This window comes from Pseudoduganella sp. GW821-FHT11H04 (assembly GCF_058807935.1).
On record NZ_JBXARE010000006.1, the window covers coordinates 285,533 to 301,366 of the forward strand.

At 61.5% G+C, this 15,834-nt stretch carries 14 protein-coding genes; 6 read left to right on the top strand and 8 right to left on the bottom strand.

What is annotated here, in order from left to right; all coding sequences use genetic code 11:
• Position 1: 1 nt before the first annotated feature.
• Positions 2-2,293 carry a TonB-dependent receptor gene (locus tag AC1RTP_RS16145; RefSeq protein ID WP_498608644.1) on the bottom strand — a complete coding sequence of 764 codons (2,292 nt, stop codon included), beginning with the start codon at positions 2,291-2,293 and terminating at the stop codon, positions 2-4.
• 157 nt (positions 2,294-2,450) lie between these two features.
• On the opposite strand from AC1RTP_RS16145, the gene bfr reads away from it, so the two are divergent.
• The 3 genes from bfr to AC1RTP_RS16160 are packed head-to-tail and all read left to right on the top strand — an operon-like array spanning position 2,451 to position 3,822.
• On the top strand, positions 2,451-2,927 hold the full coding sequence (gene bfr, locus AC1RTP_RS16150; protein WP_498608645.1) for a bacterioferritin: 477 nt from the start codon (positions 2,451-2,453) through the stop codon (positions 2,925-2,927).
• On the top strand, positions 2,924-3,403 hold the full coding sequence (locus AC1RTP_RS16155) for a helix-turn-helix domain-containing protein (RefSeq protein ID WP_498608646.1): 480 nt from the start codon (positions 2,924-2,926) through the stop codon (positions 3,401-3,403). The genes bfr and AC1RTP_RS16155 overlap by 4 nt, the downstream gene beginning before the upstream one ends.
• Entirely contained in the window at positions 3,400-3,822 is a 423-nt protein-coding gene (locus AC1RTP_RS16160) for a VOC family protein (RefSeq protein WP_498608647.1), read from the top strand. The genes AC1RTP_RS16155 and AC1RTP_RS16160 overlap by 4 nt, the downstream gene beginning before the upstream one ends.
• Here AC1RTP_RS16160 and AC1RTP_RS16165 read toward each other — a convergent pair.
• From AC1RTP_RS16165 to AC1RTP_RS16195, 7 genes are all read right to left on the bottom strand, one after another.
• Positions 3,819-4,748, bottom strand: coding sequence for a PfkB family carbohydrate kinase (locus AC1RTP_RS16165; protein WP_498608648.1), 930 nt, complete (start codon positions 4,746-4,748; stop codon positions 3,819-3,821). The genes AC1RTP_RS16160 and AC1RTP_RS16165 overlap by 4 nt on opposite strands.
• Positions 4,749-4,779: 31 nt before the next feature.
• Positions 4,780-6,132: an MFS transporter gene (locus tag AC1RTP_RS16170; RefSeq protein ID WP_498608649.1), complete on the bottom strand. Its 1,353-nt coding sequence runs from the start codon at positions 6,130-6,132 to the stop codon at positions 4,780-4,782.
• Positions 6,129-7,070 carry a PfkB family carbohydrate kinase gene (locus tag AC1RTP_RS16175; RefSeq protein WP_498608650.1) on the bottom strand — a complete coding sequence of 314 codons (942 nt, stop codon included), beginning with the start codon at positions 7,068-7,070 and terminating at the stop codon, positions 6,129-6,131. The genes AC1RTP_RS16170 and AC1RTP_RS16175 overlap by 4 nt, the downstream gene beginning before the upstream one ends.
• Positions 7,071-7,081: 11 nt before the next feature.
• Complete coding sequence (locus AC1RTP_RS16180; protein WP_498608651.1) at positions 7,082-8,977, bottom strand: alpha-amylase family protein; 1,896 nt, start codon at positions 8,975-8,977, stop codon at positions 7,082-7,084.
• Positions 8,978-8,990: 13 nt separating this feature from the next.
• Entirely contained in the window at positions 8,991-11,294 is a 2,304-nt protein-coding gene (locus tag AC1RTP_RS16185) for a TonB-dependent receptor domain-containing protein (protein WP_498608652.1), read from the bottom strand.
• A 160-nt stretch (positions 11,295-11,454) separates the two neighbouring features.
• Positions 11,455-12,480 carry a LacI family DNA-binding transcriptional regulator gene (locus AC1RTP_RS16190; RefSeq protein WP_498608653.1) on the bottom strand — a complete coding sequence of 342 codons (1,026 nt, stop codon included), beginning with the start codon at positions 12,478-12,480 and terminating at the stop codon, positions 11,455-11,457.
• A 12-nt stretch (positions 12,481-12,492) separates the two neighbouring features.
• Positions 12,493-13,104: a glutathione S-transferase family protein gene (locus AC1RTP_RS16195; protein ID WP_498608654.1), complete on the bottom strand. Its 612-nt coding sequence runs from the start codon at positions 13,102-13,104 to the stop codon at positions 12,493-12,495.
• Between the two features lie 134 nt (positions 13,105-13,238).
• Here AC1RTP_RS16195 and purB point away from each other — a divergent pair, with 134 nt between their 5' ends.
• The 3 genes from purB (at position 13,239) to AC1RTP_RS16210 (ending at position 15,822) form a co-directional block, all read left to right on the top strand.
• A complete protein-coding gene (gene purB, locus AC1RTP_RS16200; RefSeq protein ID WP_498608655.1) occupies positions 13,239-14,612 on the top strand; it encodes an adenylosuccinate lyase in 1,374 nt (457 codons plus the stop codon).
• Positions 14,613-14,737: 125 nt separating this feature from the next.
• On the top strand, positions 14,738-15,262 hold the full coding sequence (locus tag AC1RTP_RS16205) for a cytochrome b (RefSeq protein ID WP_498608656.1): 525 nt from the start codon (positions 14,738-14,740) through the stop codon (positions 15,260-15,262).
• A 14-nt stretch (positions 15,263-15,276) separates the two neighbouring features.
• Positions 15,277-15,822 carry a YceI family protein gene (locus AC1RTP_RS16210; RefSeq protein ID WP_498608657.1) on the top strand — a complete coding sequence of 182 codons (546 nt, stop codon included), beginning with the start codon at positions 15,277-15,279 and terminating at the stop codon, positions 15,820-15,822.
• Positions 15,823-15,834 lie beyond the last annotated feature (12 nt).

Consider the following 15,834-nt stretch of genomic DNA (forward strand, 5'->3'; position numbering starts at 1 on the left):
ATTAGTAGCGGAAGTTCGCAGTCAGGATTGCGGTACGGCCAGCCGCCACTTGTGCGTAATGGTTCGAGACCGATTTGTCGAAGTAGAATTTATCGGTCAGGTTCTGCACGTTCAGTTGCAGGCTGATGTTCTTGTTCACTTCGTAGCTCGCCATTGCGTCCAGGCGGGTGTAGCCAGGCACGTACTTGGTGTTGTTGATATTAGCCCAGATCTTGGCCGAGTAGTTCACGCCGCCGCCGACGGTCAGGCCCGGCAGCACGGTGTAGGAAGTCCACAGCGAAGCGCTGGTCTTAGGCACGCCCGGGAAGGTATTGCCATCGTATGGCGACTTCACCCACACCGGAGCAACGGTGGTGCCGACGTTGGTGTAGCCGTTGTCGCCCACTTCCGCGTCAAGCCAGGTCGCGCCGCCGAACACTTGCCAGTTGTTGGTGATGGAACCGCTGACGCCGAATTCCACGCCGCGCACAGTCTTCTTGCCGGCGTTATAGGAGCCGCCATTGGCGTTGCTGACCCGGGCGTTGTTCATCTTGCTTTCGAAGATGGCGCCGCTCAGGGACAGCCGGCGTGCCAGCACTTCCCACTTGGTGCCCAGCTCCCAGTTCTTGCTGTCCTGCGGCTTCAGGTCCTGCACGGCCACGGTCAGTCCATCGACGCCTTCGCCGCCATCGTTGCCCGGCGGGGTAGACGAGGTACCGTAAGAAACGTAGATGCTGCTGTTAGCCGCCGGCTTGTACACCAGGCCCGCCTGGTAATTGGTGAAGGTGGACTTCACTTCAGCGTTCACGGCTGCGGTAGCAGGCGTTGCGGTCGGGTTGGCGGCGGTAGCCAGCGCGGAACGGAACGAGTCCCAACGCAGGCCCACGTTCAACAGCCACTGAGGATTGAACTCGATGGTGTCGAAGGCATAAGCGGAGCGGCTGTTGGTATGCACATTGGTCGCGGCAGGCGACACGCTGCGCACCTGGCCCACGGTCCATGGATCGTTCGGGTTAGGGTTCAGCAGGGTGGTGCAGTTGTAAAGGGTCGCTGCGCCGGAGGTCGGGCAGGTGCTGGTCTTGGTCAGCGGGTTGTTGGTGCCCGGGGTAAACAGGTAGGTGCTGCGGTCGGTGATCTCGCGGCTCAGTTCAATACCGGTGGTGAAGCTGTGCTTGATGCCGGCGGCGGTAAATTCGCCGGTCAGGCTGGAAGCATTGGCCAGCGCGTCGGTTTCAGCGACGCGGCTATTGGCGCGGCGCCACAAGGTACCGTACAGCACCACGTTGCCCTTGGAATCGTCAGGCTGGGTGTAGACGTAATCGTTCTCGGTCTTGCCGTAACGGGTCACGTTGCGGAAAGACAGGCCGTTGCGGAAGTCGTGCTTGATGTCGATGGTGCCGATATCGGACTTGGTGTCGCGGAAGTCGCGGTCAACCAGGCCGTAATAGGTGTCGCGCGGTACCGACATCGGGGTGCCGTTGCCGTTCTTGGCGACGTTGGCGCCGGTGGTGAACGGGTTATTGAAAGGAATGCCGCTATCCGGCAGTTCGCTCGACTGCATGTGGTAGTAGGACAGGTTGACCTTGGTAGGACCGGTCAGGCCGAAGGACACGGTCGGTGCGAAGCCCCAGCGGTCGCCGTGGATTTCGTTGCGGCCGGCTACATGGTTCTCATGGCCCATCACGTTCAGGCGGATCGCTGCATCGTCGCCAACCATGCGGTTGATGTCGACGGTGGCGCGGCGGTACTGCGCGCTGCCGATGCCGACCGAAGCGTTGCTGAAGTTTTCGGCCTTGGCAGTCTTGGAGACCATGTTCACACCGCCGCCGGCGGAAGAACGGCCGCCGTAGGCCGAATTCGGGCCCTTCACGACTTCGATCTGCTCGAGGTCGAAGATTTCGCGGCTCTGGGAGCCGGTGTCGCGGATGCCGTCAATATAGGTGTCGCTCTGCGCGTTGTAACCGCGGATCAGCAGGTTGTCGCCCACCGGCTGGCCGCCTTCGGCCGCGCCCACGGTAATGCCAGGCACGGTGCGCAGGGCATCGGTCAGGGAAGTGGCGCCGGTCTGGGCGATCACTTCGGTAGGAATAACGGTAACGGCTTTCGGAGTGTCCAGCAGAGGCGCGGTGAATTTGTCGGAGGCGGATTTCTTGACTTGGAAATCGTTGCCATTCTGGCCAGTTACGACCACTTCCTGCATTTTCTGCTCAGGTGCATCGCCGTTGTTATCGGCGTGCGCCATTGGCATTGCGAGGGTAGCGGCGATGGCTGCGAGGGTGGCTGGCGAGTGCTTGCGGCTCTTAATATAAGACATGGACAACTCTGAAAATGTGGGCATAAAACGCAAATGATAATTGTTTTCATTTAGATTAGCAACGTCGTTAGCAATCCTATGTCGGCCAAACGGCTAGGTTGCCGCCCTGCTTCGTGGCAAAATGCCATTATTCCCAACCCTATAAGAAGGAAACCCCATGAAGGGCGACAAAGACGTACTCCGTCTGCTGAATGCACAGCTGACCAACGAACTGACGGCGATTAACCAGTACTTCCTGCATGCGCGCATGTACCGTCACTGGGGCTTCGACAAGCTGGGCAAGAAAGAATATGACGAGTCCATCGGCGAAATGAAGCACGCCGACCGCCTGATCGACCGCATCCTGATGCTGGACGGCCTGCCTAACCTGCAAGCCCTGCACAAGCTGCTGATCGGCGAAAACACCGAAGAAATGCTGGCCGCCGACCTGAAGCTGGAAAAAGGCGCGCATGTGACCGTCAAGGAAGGCATTGCGCAGTCCGAGAAAGTCGGCGATTACGTTTCGCGCGACCTGCTGCTGGATATCCTGAAGGATACCGAGGAGCATATCGAATGGCTGGAAACCCAGATCGACATCATCGGCAAGATCGGCATCCAGAACTACCTGCAATCCCAGATGTCGGAATCCGAATGACGCTGGATCCGGTCCTCTTGCGCCGCTTGCTGCGCGCCAAAGACCGGATGGACGCCGCCTCGCAAGAGGAATGGCCGGTAAGCCGCCTGGCGGAAGTGAGCTGCGTCTCCGCAACTCACTTCGCCCGCTCCTTCAAGGAAGCTTTCGGCCTGCCACCCCACCGCTACCTGCTCACGCGCCGCATTGAAAAGGCCGTGACGCTGCTGCGCGAAACCGACCTCCCCATCACGGACATCGCCTATTCCACCGGCTGGAATAGCCTGGGAACCTTTGGCCGCACTTTCCGCGATATCACCGGTAAAAACCCGGGTGACATCCGTGAAGCAAGCCGCGCCAGCGTAACCGAGCCGGACAAAGTGCCCGCCTGCGTGCTGAGCGCCGCGCACCGGCCCGACCTCACAATGGCGGTTTCGGAGAAGCGGCGCCAGGAAGCCGTCCCTACAATGGAGTCTCACTTAAAGGAGACCACCCCATGACTCAAGGTATTCAAACCGTAGGCCTGTACGTTCGCGACCAGGATGAAGCGCTGGCTTTCTATGTCGACAAACTTGGTTTCAAGGTGCATACCGACGTGCGCAACGGCGACTACCGCTGGCTGACCGTGCAGCATCCTGACCAGCCATCGTTCCAGCTTGGACTGTACGTGCCGGGTCCTCCGGTGCATGATGCAGCCACCGCACAGTCGCTGAACGCGCTGGTCGCCAAGGGCGCCATGCCGCCGATGGTGCTGGAAGTGGACGACTGTTTCGCCGCCTACGACAAGATGCACCAGAAGGGCGTGGAATTCACGCAGGAGCCGGTGGAGCGTTACGGCACGGTGGATGCAGGCTTCCGCGACCCATCAGGCAACGGCTGGAAAATGATCCAGGCCCGCCGCAAGGTAGCAGCAGCTTAATTGAGGCCCCATGCTTTGCGCCAGGGGTCGTAGAACGCCAGGTCCTGCGGTACCGCTCCAGTAATGCCGCAGACCGCGCCCGCAAAGGCGTTGGCCCGCTCCAGGATCAGCGGCATTTCCCAGCCGCGAGCCCGCCCCGCCAGGAAGACGGCGGCAAATGCATCACCAGCGCCCACCGAATCGACAAACCGGGCCGGCTTGCTGGCCTGGTGGTCAATCACACGCGACCCATCGGCGCCAAAATACATCGCTCCCCGCTCGCCCAGCGTGATCAGCAAGCCCTGGATGGAAAAGTTATGCATCATGGCGCGCGCTTCCGTTTCGACGGCGGCGCAATCCATGTCCACTGTGTCGGGACAGGTGTGGCAATACCAGGAGAACAGCGCCTGCAGTTCATCCTCGTTAACCTTGACGATATCGGCACGCTGCAAGGAATCGAATACCGTCGACTCCTCCACGCCATTGCGCAGGTTCAGGTCCAGGAAGTGTTCGGCCTCGCCAGCGCCATCCAGCACGGCCTTGAGCGCCTCGCGCGAATCAGGCTCGCGCTGGGCCAGCGTACCGAAATAAACAGTATTGGGAGAAAAGGCCCGCATCACATCGACCGCCGATGCGGCTTCAATGTGATCGTAGGCTTGCCCGGACAGAATATGGAAGCGATGTCCACCATCGCCCTCCCGCTCGACCACCACGCGGCCGGTCGGTTCAAGGCCATGCTGCAAGCCTTCGCTGCTCATGCCGAAACGGTTGAACTCCTCGCGCAGCAAATCGCCGTGCGCATCATGGCCGACACGCGTCACCATCAAGGTGGGGTGGCCCAGTGCAGCCAGGTTGCGCGCCACATTAAAGGGGGCGCCACCGATAACTTGCCGGTCGCCAAAATCATCCAGCAGGGCTTCGCCAAAGACCAGAACTCTCGCTGACATTGCTGCCCTCCCCCACGTTAAACGGCTCGGGCTATTTTAGCAAAACTGCCTCCTGACCCGAGGAAGTATCGGCCAACGGTCGCGCGGCCCGCAGCTTGACGAACAGCACGGCCACGGCGGCACACAGCAGCAGCGCACCGGCCAGGCGCACCACATTGGCGGGATCACCGTGCAGCAGGCTGCGGTAAAACAGAGGTAGGGTGAAAATCTGGATGATCATCGGAATCACGATGAACATATTGAAGATGCCCATGTACACGCCGGTACGCTCCGGCGGAATGCTGCCCGCGAGCATCACATACGGATTGCCCATGATGCTGGCCCACGCCAGTCCCACACCCAGCATTGGCCACAGCAGCTGCAATGGTTCGCGAATCGACGGGATGCTCAGCATGCCGACGCCCGCCGCCGCCAGGCAAATGCTGTGCGTGATCTTCGGCCCGAACCGGCGCGTGAAAGGCACCAGCGCAAACGCAGCGATGAAGGCGACGAAATTGTAAAAGGCGCCCACTTGCCCATTCAGCAGGCCCGCCTCGCGAAAGCCGGCCGAAGCCGGATCGGAAGTTTTGTAAATCGAAGACGCCAGCGCCAGCATGATGTACTGCCAGTAGCAGAACATGGCATACCACTGGAACAGTTTGACCACCGCCAGCTGCTTCATGGTGGGCGGCATGTCGCGCAACGCATCGCCGATTTCGCGCAGGGTGTCGCGCCAGCCGGTGGGCTTGGCGCGCAGCTCCGCTTCTTCCTGCGGCGACAGCGGCAACTCGGGCGTGGTCCAGCAGCTCCACAGCACGGAGGCAAGCGAGAACACAGCGCCCAACAGGAATGCGCCGATCACGGTGTACGGAATATGATGGCTGTTCACCGCGTCGCGGCTGGTGCCAAGGTAGACCAGGATCGAGGGCGTCAGATAGGCCAGCGTTTGTCCCAGCCCGGTGAAGGCGCTCTGGGTAAGGAAGCCCAGCGAATGCTGGCGCACGGCGAGGCGGTCGCTGACGAAGGCACGGTAGGGTTCCATTGTCACGTTGTTGGCGGCATCAAGAATCCACAGCAGGCCGGCCGCCATCCACAGCACGGGGCTGAAGGGCATGGCCAACAAGCCAAGGCTGCAAAGCAGTGCGCCGACCAGGAAGTACGGCGTGCGGCGTCCCCAGCGTGAAACAGTGCGGTCGCTCAGCGCACCGATAATGGGCTGCACCAGCAGGCCGGTGACAGGGCCGGCGAGCCACAAGTAAGGCAGGCTGGCTTCGTCGGCGCCCAGGTATTTATAGATCGGGCTCATGCTGCTTTGCTGCAGCCCGAAGCTGAACTGGATTCCGAAGAAGCCGATGTTCATGTTGACGATCTGCCGGAACGACAGATGCGGTTTTTGCTGCATCATCGCGTGGCTCCTTCCGCTGCGGCTTGCCAGCGCTGGGTCCATGGTTCGTAAAAGGCCATGTCTTGCGGCACGGCGCCGGACAGGCTGCACACTGCGCCGGCAAAGGCGTTGGCGCGCGCCATGGTGAGCGCCAGGTCCCAGCCTTGCACATGGCCGTGCAGGAAAACGGCGGAAAATGCGTCGCCGGCCCCCACGGTGTCGACCAGTTTGTACGGCTCCTCGTTGCCATGTTCACGGATTACACGGCCATCCGCACCAATATACATCGCCCCGCGCGGGCCGAGGGTGACCACCATGGCCTGCAGGCTGAATTTTTCGATCAGCAGGGAGCATGCCGGCGGCAGGTCGGGATCGTGGGCGCGCACCAGTTGCGGGCCTGCCGGGGCGTACCAGGCCAACAGGGCTGCCAGTTCGTCTTCGTTGACCTTCAGGATGTCGGCGTGGCGCAGGGATTCGTACACGCTCCGTTCGGTGTACTGCCCTTCACGCAGGTTCAGGTCGAGGTAGCGGGTGGCCGGGCTGGCCTCCAGCAGTTCAATCAGGGCCGTGCGGGATGTCAGGTGGCGCTGGGCCAGCGTGCCGAAGTAAAGCACTTGCGGCTTGGCTTCGCCCAGCACCAATTTGGCGGGGGCAGCTTCGATATGGTCGTAAGCCTGGCCGGGAAGGATGTGGAAGGCGTGGCCGTGCTGGCCGCGCTCTACCACCACGCGGCCGGTGGGCCAGGCATCGTCCGTTTGCAGGCCCCATTGCGCCATGCCATAGCGCTGGAATTCGGCGCGCACGGCGTCACCGTTGGCGTCCTGGCCGATGCGGGTGATCATCAACGCTGGCGTGCCCAAGGCGGCCAGGTTGCGCGCTGCGTTGAAAGGCGCGCCGCCGACTACTTGCTCGCTGCCGAAATCATCGACGAGGGCTTCGCCGAACATTGCCACACTCATGGCGGTCTCCATCATTTTGTCGTGTTGTCGCGCTGGAGCCAGAGCATGGCCCATGGCGCTAGCGTTGTTTCGCCCTCGTGGCTTTGCGTGCTTGCCAGGCAGTCCTGCCAGCGTCCGTCCAGCTTGAACTGCTGGGGCTCGCCCGAGAAATTGTAGAGCGCCAGGAAGGTTGGGCCGCGCTGCAGCGCAAGCACCGCCGATGCTGCGGGCAGCAGCGAACGCGGTTCGCCCGCCGCCAATGCAGGCAGATGCTGGCGGGTCGCCACCAGGGCGCGCAAGCCAGCATAGACACACCCTGCTTGCGTGCTGCTGTCATGGCGCTCAGCGAAGCGCTGTTCGTCCAGCATGGGGCGCTGCAACCAGCGGCTGTCCATCGCGCGGTCCAGACGCTCGCGGAAGCTGTAATCATTGGTCTGCCCTAGCTCATCGCCCATGTAGAGTACGGGCAGTGCGCCGAAGCTCAGCGCAAGACCGTGCAACAACAGCAAACGGCGCAAGGCCAACGCTTCCGCCTCCTCGCCGCCGTCCTCGCTCGCTACGCCTTCGAGGCCGACCAGGCTTGCGGCCATGCCATTGCTGCCGTGCGCGGCGTGCGGGTCGCTGCTTTGGAAAGCTTCGCCGCGTGCAAAGCTACTGTCTGTGCCCGCGAAGAAGCGCGAGATCGCAGCAAGGCGCGCCTGCGGGTCGCGCTCGTGGCCGTCCGCACCTTCCGCAGCTTCTGCGCGCAGCACGTTCCAGCCGATGTCGTCGTGGCAGCGCACATAACTGAGCCAGCTGGCGTGCGGCGGCAGCGGCGGCGTACCTGCAATCACGCTGCGTACCAGCCCCGCATCCTGCTCGGCCAGCGAGCCCCATGCCGCCGCCATCAGGCTGCTGTGGTAAGCGATATGGCACTCCGGCTGCGCAGGCTTGCCGAAGTAGGCCGGCAGCTCACGCATCGGCACAATCGCCTCCGCCTTCAACAGCACGCCCGGCGCGGCGATGGAGGCCAGCGCACGCAGCGCCTGAAGGATCAGGTGCGCCTCCGGCTGGTTCATGCAATTGGTCCCTTCGCGCTTCCACAAGAATGCAGTGGAATCGAGACGGAACACTTCAATCCCCCGATTCGCCAGCCGCAGCAAGGCGCCCGCCATGGCCGCGAAAACTTCTGGATTGGCCCAGTTCAGATCCCACTGATAGGGATAGAACGTCGTCCATGCCCAACCATTCATCGCCGGCACATAGGTAAAGTTGCCAGGCGCCGCCTGCGGAAAGACCTGTCCCAGCGTGCGCTCGAAGGCATCCGGTTGCGAGCGGTCCGGGAACACGTGGAAGAAGCCACGCAGCCGCTCGTCACCAAGGCGTGCGCCCTGCGCCCACGCATGGTCATCCGCCACGTGGTTCAGGATGAAATCCGAACACAGGCTGATGCCTGCTTTGCGCAAGCTGGCCGTCAGCGACTCCAGGTCGGCATTGCTGCCGAAACGCGGATCCACTTCCTCAAAACTGGCCACCGCAAAACCGCCATCATTCTCCCCTGCCCGCATCTTCAGGAAAGGCAGCAGGTGCAGGTAACGCACACCCAGCTCTTGCAAGTGCGGGATGCGCGACGCGACGCCGCGCAAATCGCCGCCGAATCGGTCCACATAGCTGCAATAGCCAAGCATCTGCTGCCCCAGGAACCAATCCGGCTGGGCAGAGCGCGCCGTGTCCTGCGCCGCCAGCGCCGGGCTGCGCGCGCCAAGCAATTCGCCCGTTGCGGCGAGCAGGCTGCCGTACCACTGCTCAAACCCTGGCGCCTCGCCGTACAGGCTATGCAAGCAGCTGCGCAGCGCCGGCCCGTGCACCGTATAACGGCGTGCCGCCTCCGCACGCCGTCCCTCAGGCACGGCATTGAGCAAATGATGGATGGAAGAAGACATCGGCATTACGGTTTCCAAATCAGAAGGAGTAGTTCAGGCCCATCTTCACAGCACGGCCGCCGATCGAACGCGCGGCATGGCCGTCGCCTTCAACTTCGGTGTAGCCGATCTTGTCGAACAGGTTGTTGACACTCAGCGACAAGCTAAGTTGCGAATTGAACTGGTAGCGCGCGAACAGGTTCACCGTGCGGAAGGCGGGCATATCGATGGTGTTGGCATCGTCCGCCCAAGAGCGGCTGGTACCAACCAGGCTGCCGCCAATGGTCAGCGGACCAGCGTTGTAGCTCGGCGCGATCTGGTAAGTGATGCGCGCCTGCCGACGTGGCGTATGGCCGATGTTCGACTCCTGGCCCGGCGCGGTGCCGACGATTTCGGCATCGGTCCAGGTCAGGCCGCCATTGATGCGGAAGTCGCCCAGGCTCCATGCCGCTTCCAGCTCCGCGCCCTTGGCGTCGTAGCGGTTGGCCGTGCTGATCTGCGTCGTTGCCTCGAAGTTCGACTCATTGGTCTTGGCGCGGAATAGCGTCAGGAAAGCACTGGTGCTGCCGGAACGCCACTTCACGCCGCCCTCCACCTGGCGCACGGTGTTGATGCTGATCGGCGCGCTGCCATCAAGCGGCGTGCCGAACAGGATGCGGTCCGCATTGAAGGCCACACCATCGCTGGCACGGGCAAACAGCGCGAGGTCGCGGTTGATCTGGTAATTGCCGCCCACCGAATACGATGTATGGTGGATCTTGTAGTCGACCAGCTGCTCGTTGGCAGGCTCATAGACCAGTCCATTGGTCGCGATATTGGCCGTGCCATTGGCGCGCTGGCGGTCCTGGCGCACGCTGGCGTCAAAGTTCAGCGGCCCCTTTTCCCAGCCTACGTTCAAGTAAGGCGAGAGCAGCTTGTACTCCATGTCCACAGCACGCATGCAGCAGCCGCCCCAGGCTGGACCGATCAAGCCTGGCGTGGAGGATGCCGTCTGCAGCAAGGCAGGCTTGTCGCCGGTCAGCTGCATCAGGTACTCGTTGAAGTTCCAGGTCAGGCCCAGTTTCTGCAGCGAGGTATAGAGGCCGGCGGTAGCGGTCAGCTTGCCGCCGTCGATGGCGAAGGCCTTGGCCAGCTTCAGGTCATTCAGCGTGTTGTCGGCATTATCGATCGAGGTGTTGAACACCACGGCGTTGAAAGCGGGGCCGTTGTATGCCTGGCCTTTATTGGGGCCGGTGGCGATCACATAATTTCCAGCCACGCCATTATTGGCAGGGAAAACGCCGAGGAAGCGGCCGCTGTTATTCGCCTTGCGGAAGTTGTCGCTCAACGTGATCCCGTTGCCCAGGTCAAATGACGCAGCGATGCCAAAGCTGTCGCTCTTCACGCGCAGGCCGTCGTTGACGTTGCTGGAAGCCTTGCCATTTTCCTTGGTCAGCGAAATATCGCGCGTCCAGTAAGGCGAATAGAAGGTGGTGTCGCGCGGATCAATGCCCGGAATTTCGCTGATGCGGCCATTGCTCACGCTCACCGGCACCGGCAACGCTGTCGGCGCCCTGTCGTCCAGGTGCTTGAAGGAGAGCCTGATCCAGCCGTTCGACAATTCCTGCGTGATGTTGCCGCGGATTTGCCCGCCTTCCTGCGTGTTCATGCCGGTCTTGCGCTGGCCTTCGCCGGTGCGGTAATGGCCACCGATGAAGAAGCGCGTCTTCTCAGCCAGGCGGCCGCCGTAATCGAAGTCGTAGCGCGTTTCGTCGTAGCCCAGGCCGCGCTGGATACCGATATTGCCGCCCTGCTGTTCGCCGGTCTTGCCGATGAAGTTGATGATGCCGCCCGGCGAGTTGGTCGCCAGCGTGGAGGCCGAACCGCCGCGCACCACTTCCAGGTGATCAAGCGTGCCGTCGATCTTCACATAGCTGTCCGGCGTGATGAAATTGAAGTCGCCCGATTGCAGCACGGGCAAGCCATCTTCCTGCATCTGCACATAGCGCGCACCGCCTGCGGAAATCGGCACGCCGCGCACGGTGATATTGGCATTGCCCTCGCCGCCGGACGATTCGGCGCGTACGCCAGGGATGGAACGCAGTACTTCGGCAGCGCTGGTCGGCGCAGCCAGGGAAATAGCTTCCGACTCCATGGTGCTGACCGACACGCTCGACCGCATTTTCGAGCTGCGGCTGGCGGTGCCGGTGACGACCACGCGCTCAAGTTTCAAACCGTCGGCCGGGGCTGGGGCGGCGGCAGGCGCCTGGGCTTCCTGGGCGATTTCCTGGGCAAATGCTGGGTGGGCGAATGCAGCAGCGATGGCAGCAGCCATGCAGCCGCGTTGGGCTGTACGTAAAACCATTGTCTCCTCCGTTTGGGGCTTATTCATCGGCCGGTTGGCCGCGTCTGTTTATCTGCAGATGCCTCATTATTCATCAGCTTTTTGCAAATTGCAATCGATTGCAAAGAATATTTGAAAAACGATCGTGCACTTATGTTGCGCCAAATGCAAACGGTTGCAATTAGCGCGAGCTGGCGCGCTGAATCAGGGAAGTAGGAAGTTCGACCGAGCGGGCCGCCTGGCCCTCAGTCTGCTGCAACAGGGCAGCCACCATGGCGCGCCCCGCTTCCTGCACGGGCTGGCGCACCGTGGTCAGGGGAGGATGGAAATAGGAAGACAGTTCGATATCGTCGTACCCGACGACCGCCACATCGCCCGGCACTGAGCGGCCCTGCTCACGCAAGGCATTAATGGTCATCATGCCCAGCAAGTCGGAGCAGGCAAACACCGCGTCGTACTGCACACCGCGCTGCGCCAGCTCCGCCACCGCCTCGCGCCCGCCCTCCGGCAGGAAAGAAGCCGCCACGCATAGCGCCGGATCAACGGCGATACCGGCCGCTTGCAACGCAGCGCAATAACCAAGGTAGCGCTGCTCGACTTCAGGCAGGCGCGTGTCGCCGAAGAAGGCGATACGGCGGCGCCCTGAAGCCAGCAGGTGTTCAGTCGCCAGCCGGCCGCCGCTCTCATTGGCGCCGCCGACCGTGCAATAAAGCTGTTGCGGCATTTGCGCGCCCCACACCACCAGCGGCACATGGCGCGCAGCCATTTCGTTCAACTGGTCATGGTGGCCCCACTGGCCGATCAGGATGATACCGATCACGCGACCGGTATCGAAAGGTGTGGCGGCAGTATCGAGCTGCTCCGCATCGACGCGCGACAGCAGCATATCGAAGCCTTGCTCCGTCAGCGCATCGGCCAGGGAGCCGATCATCGACAGGAAGAAGGGATCGGTCAGGCTCTGGTGCACCTTGGCGTCGGACGGCACCACCACCGCCACCGAACGGTTCTGCTTCAGCCGCAGGTTCTGCGCACCGACATTGATCGTGTATTTGAGCGAGCGCGCCAGCTCCATGATGCGGGTGCGCGTTTCCTCGTTGACCAGCTTACTGCCGGCCAGCGCGCGCGACACGGTAGAAGTGGACACGCCCGCCAGGCGGGCGATGTCCGCCATTTGCAGGCGTTCCTGTGACGGAGGCTTGGCTGCCATGCGTTGCGGCCCTCAGGCCTGGGGCACGGTGTCTTTGAAGGATTGACGCTCGGACAGCTTGTCGAACAAGCGGCCCAGGTTAGGGTGCTTGCTGCGCCATTCGATTTCCGGGAAGCGGAAGCTGAGCCAACCCAGGCAGCAGCCCACCGCTACGTCGGCCAGCGAGTAATGGTTGCTGGCGCAGTAGGTATCGTCGCCCAGGCGCTCGGACATCGAAGCCAGGCCCAGTTCAACTTTCAGCAACTGGCGCGCGATCCACTCCTCGCTCTGTTGCGCTTTCGGACGCTGGTTGCGTTCAAGGCGAACCAGCACGCCCGCATCCAGCACGCCATCGGCCAGCGCTTCCCAGCACTTGATGTCGGCACGCTCCCGGCCATTCGGCGGCAACAGCTTGCAGACCGGCGACACGGCATCCAGGTACTCCACGATCACGCGCGAATCCTGCATGGCGTAACCGTCCTCCATGACCAGGCAAGGCACTTTGCCCAGCGGGTTGAGTTTCTGGATGGTGGTTTCCGGGGCCCAGACATTTTCAAGTTCGAGGTGATAGTCGAGCTTTTTTTCCGCGAGGACGACACGAACCTTGCGTACATAAGGGCTGGCGAGTGAACCGATTAGTTTCATAGATACTGGTAGTGGAGAATTAGACAACAGTATAGCATCGCGACCTAAAGGCAGGCGCAGCGCTGGCGGCGGTAATGGTAACGCCACCAGTGGTAAAATCCTGTTTTTTCCCGCCTCCTCCTGCCAGCATTATCATGACAACTCCTTACTCCACCCTGTCGGCCCTGTCCCCGCTGGACGGCCGTTACGCCTCGAAAACCGACAAGCTGCGCCCGATCCTGTCCGAATCCGGCTTCATGCACCACCGCGTGAAAGTCGAAATCGCATGGCTGCAAGCCCTGTCCCTGGCTGGTTTCGCCGAAATCAAGCCATTCTCCGCAGCCGGCACCGCCCTGCTGGACAAGCTGGCCGCCGACTTCACCGAAGCCGACGCTGCCCGCATCAAGGAAATCGAAGCCGTCACCAACCACGACGTCAAGGCCGTGGAGTACTGGCTGAAGGAAAAAGTGAAGGATGTGCCTGAGCTGGTGGCCGCCTCCGAGTTCATTCACTTTGCCTGCACCTCGGAAGACATCAACAACACCTCGCACGGCATGATGCTGAAAGCCGCCCGTGACGGTGTGATGGTGCCGGCCTTGAACGGCGTGGTCGCCAAGCTGACCGAAATCGCCCACGCAAACGCCGAGCTGCCTATGCTGTCCCGGACCCACGGCCAGACCGCCAGCCCGACCACCCTGGGCAAGGAATTCGCCAATGTGATCGCCCGCCTGCAGCGCGCTATCGACCGCATCGCCAAAGTTGAAATCCTGGGCAAGATGAACGGCGCCGTGGGTAACTACAACGCCCACCTGTCGGCTTACCCATCGTTCGACTGGCCTGCATTCTCCAAGAACGTGATCGAGCAGCGCCTGGGCCTGGTGTTCAATCCGTACACCATCCAGATCGAACCGCACGATTACATGGCCGAGCTGTTCGACGCGGTTGCCCGCGCCAACACCATCCTGCTGGACCTGAACCGCGATATCTGGACTTACGTTTCGCTGGGCTACTTCAAGCAGAAGCTGAAGGCTGGCGAAATCGGCTCTTCCACCATGCCGCACAAGGTCAACCCGATCGACTTCGAAAACTCCGAAGGCAACCTGGGCCTGGCCAATGCCGTGCTGAAGCACCTGTCCGAGAAGCTGCCGGTGTCCCGCATGCAGCGCGACCTGACCGATTCGACCGTGCTGCGTAATATCGGCGTTGGTTTCGGCTACACCCTGCTGGCTTATGACTCGTGCCTGCGCGGTTTGAACAAGCTGGAAGTGAACCCTGCCCGCCTGGCGGCTGACCTGGATGCGTCGTGGGAAGTGCTGGCGGAGCCGGTGCAGACTGTGATGCGTCGTTACGGTATTGAGAATCCGTATGAGCAGCTGAAAGAGCTGACTCGCGGTAAGGGCATTACCAAAGAGGCGCTGCGTGAGTTCATTACCGGCCTGGCGATTCCGCAGGATGCTAAGAACCATCTGCTGGCGATGACTCCGGCGAACTATATCGGTATCGCTGCTTCGCTGGCTAAAGCCATCTAAAACCGGTAAACCTGGGTCTGACCCTTGGGTCAGACCCCGAATTACCGGTTTTAAGGAAGCTGTAAGCAAGTTCCATTACCCTCTGGTATATTAGTCCTAACACGTACTATTTACCAAAAATCGCAATGGAACGCTATTCCAAAACCGCCATCGCACTGCACTGGCTGATCGCCCTGCTGATCGTCGCCGCGTTCATTCTCGGCCTGGTGATGACCGACATCCCCGGCCTAACCCCGACCAAGCTCAAATACTATTCCTGGCATAAATGGCTGGGCGTCACCGTGCTCGCCCTGGCCGCCGGCCGCCTGCTGTGGCGCCTGAAGCAAAAGCCGCCCGCACTACCAGTCTCCATGACCCAGGGCCAGAAAAAAGCCGCCGAAGCCGGCCACTGGTTCCTCTACTTCCTGATGTTCGCCGTGCCGATTTCCGGCTACCTGTACACCACCGCCGCCGGCGTGCCCGTGGTCTACCTCGGCCTGGTCAAAATCCCCGCACTGTTCGACGCCAGTCCCGCGCTCAAGGAAATCCTGAAGCCTGTACATTACTGGCTCAACATGCTGCTCGCCGCCGTCGTCATCGGCCATATCGGCGCAGCGCTGAAACACCAATTCATCGACAAAGACGGCCTGCTCAAGCGCATGCTGCCCTAACCTGGAGCCTCACCATGAAGAAAAGCGTATTACTGGCCGCACTGCTGGCCGTGGCGGCTGCAGCCAGCGCCGCCGTGCTGAAGACCGATCCGGCCAAGAGCAGCGTCTCGGCCGTGTTCAAGCAAATGAACGTGCCGATCGAATCACCGTTCAAAAAGCACAATATTGTCATCGACTACAACGCCGCCGCACCAGACACCTCCAAAGCCACGGTCGAAATCGAGACCGCCAGCCTGGACCTGGGCGAAGCCGACATGAACAAGGAAGTGGCCAAGAAAGACTGGTTCAATTCCGCTCAATTCCCTAAAGCCACCTTCGTCTCCAGCGCGATCAAGAGCGCCGGCGCCGGCAAGCTGAATGTCAGCGGCAAACTGAGCATCAAGGGCAAGGTTGCCGACGTCACCTTCCCGGTCACCGTGAAGACCGACGGCGGCAAGCAAGTGTTCGACGGCGCACTGCCGATCAAGCGCCTGGCCTTCAACATTGGTGAAGGCGAATGGAAAGACACCGGCATGGTTGCCGATGAAGTGACCATCAAGTTCCACGTAGTAGCTCAATAAACCCCTGGAGAC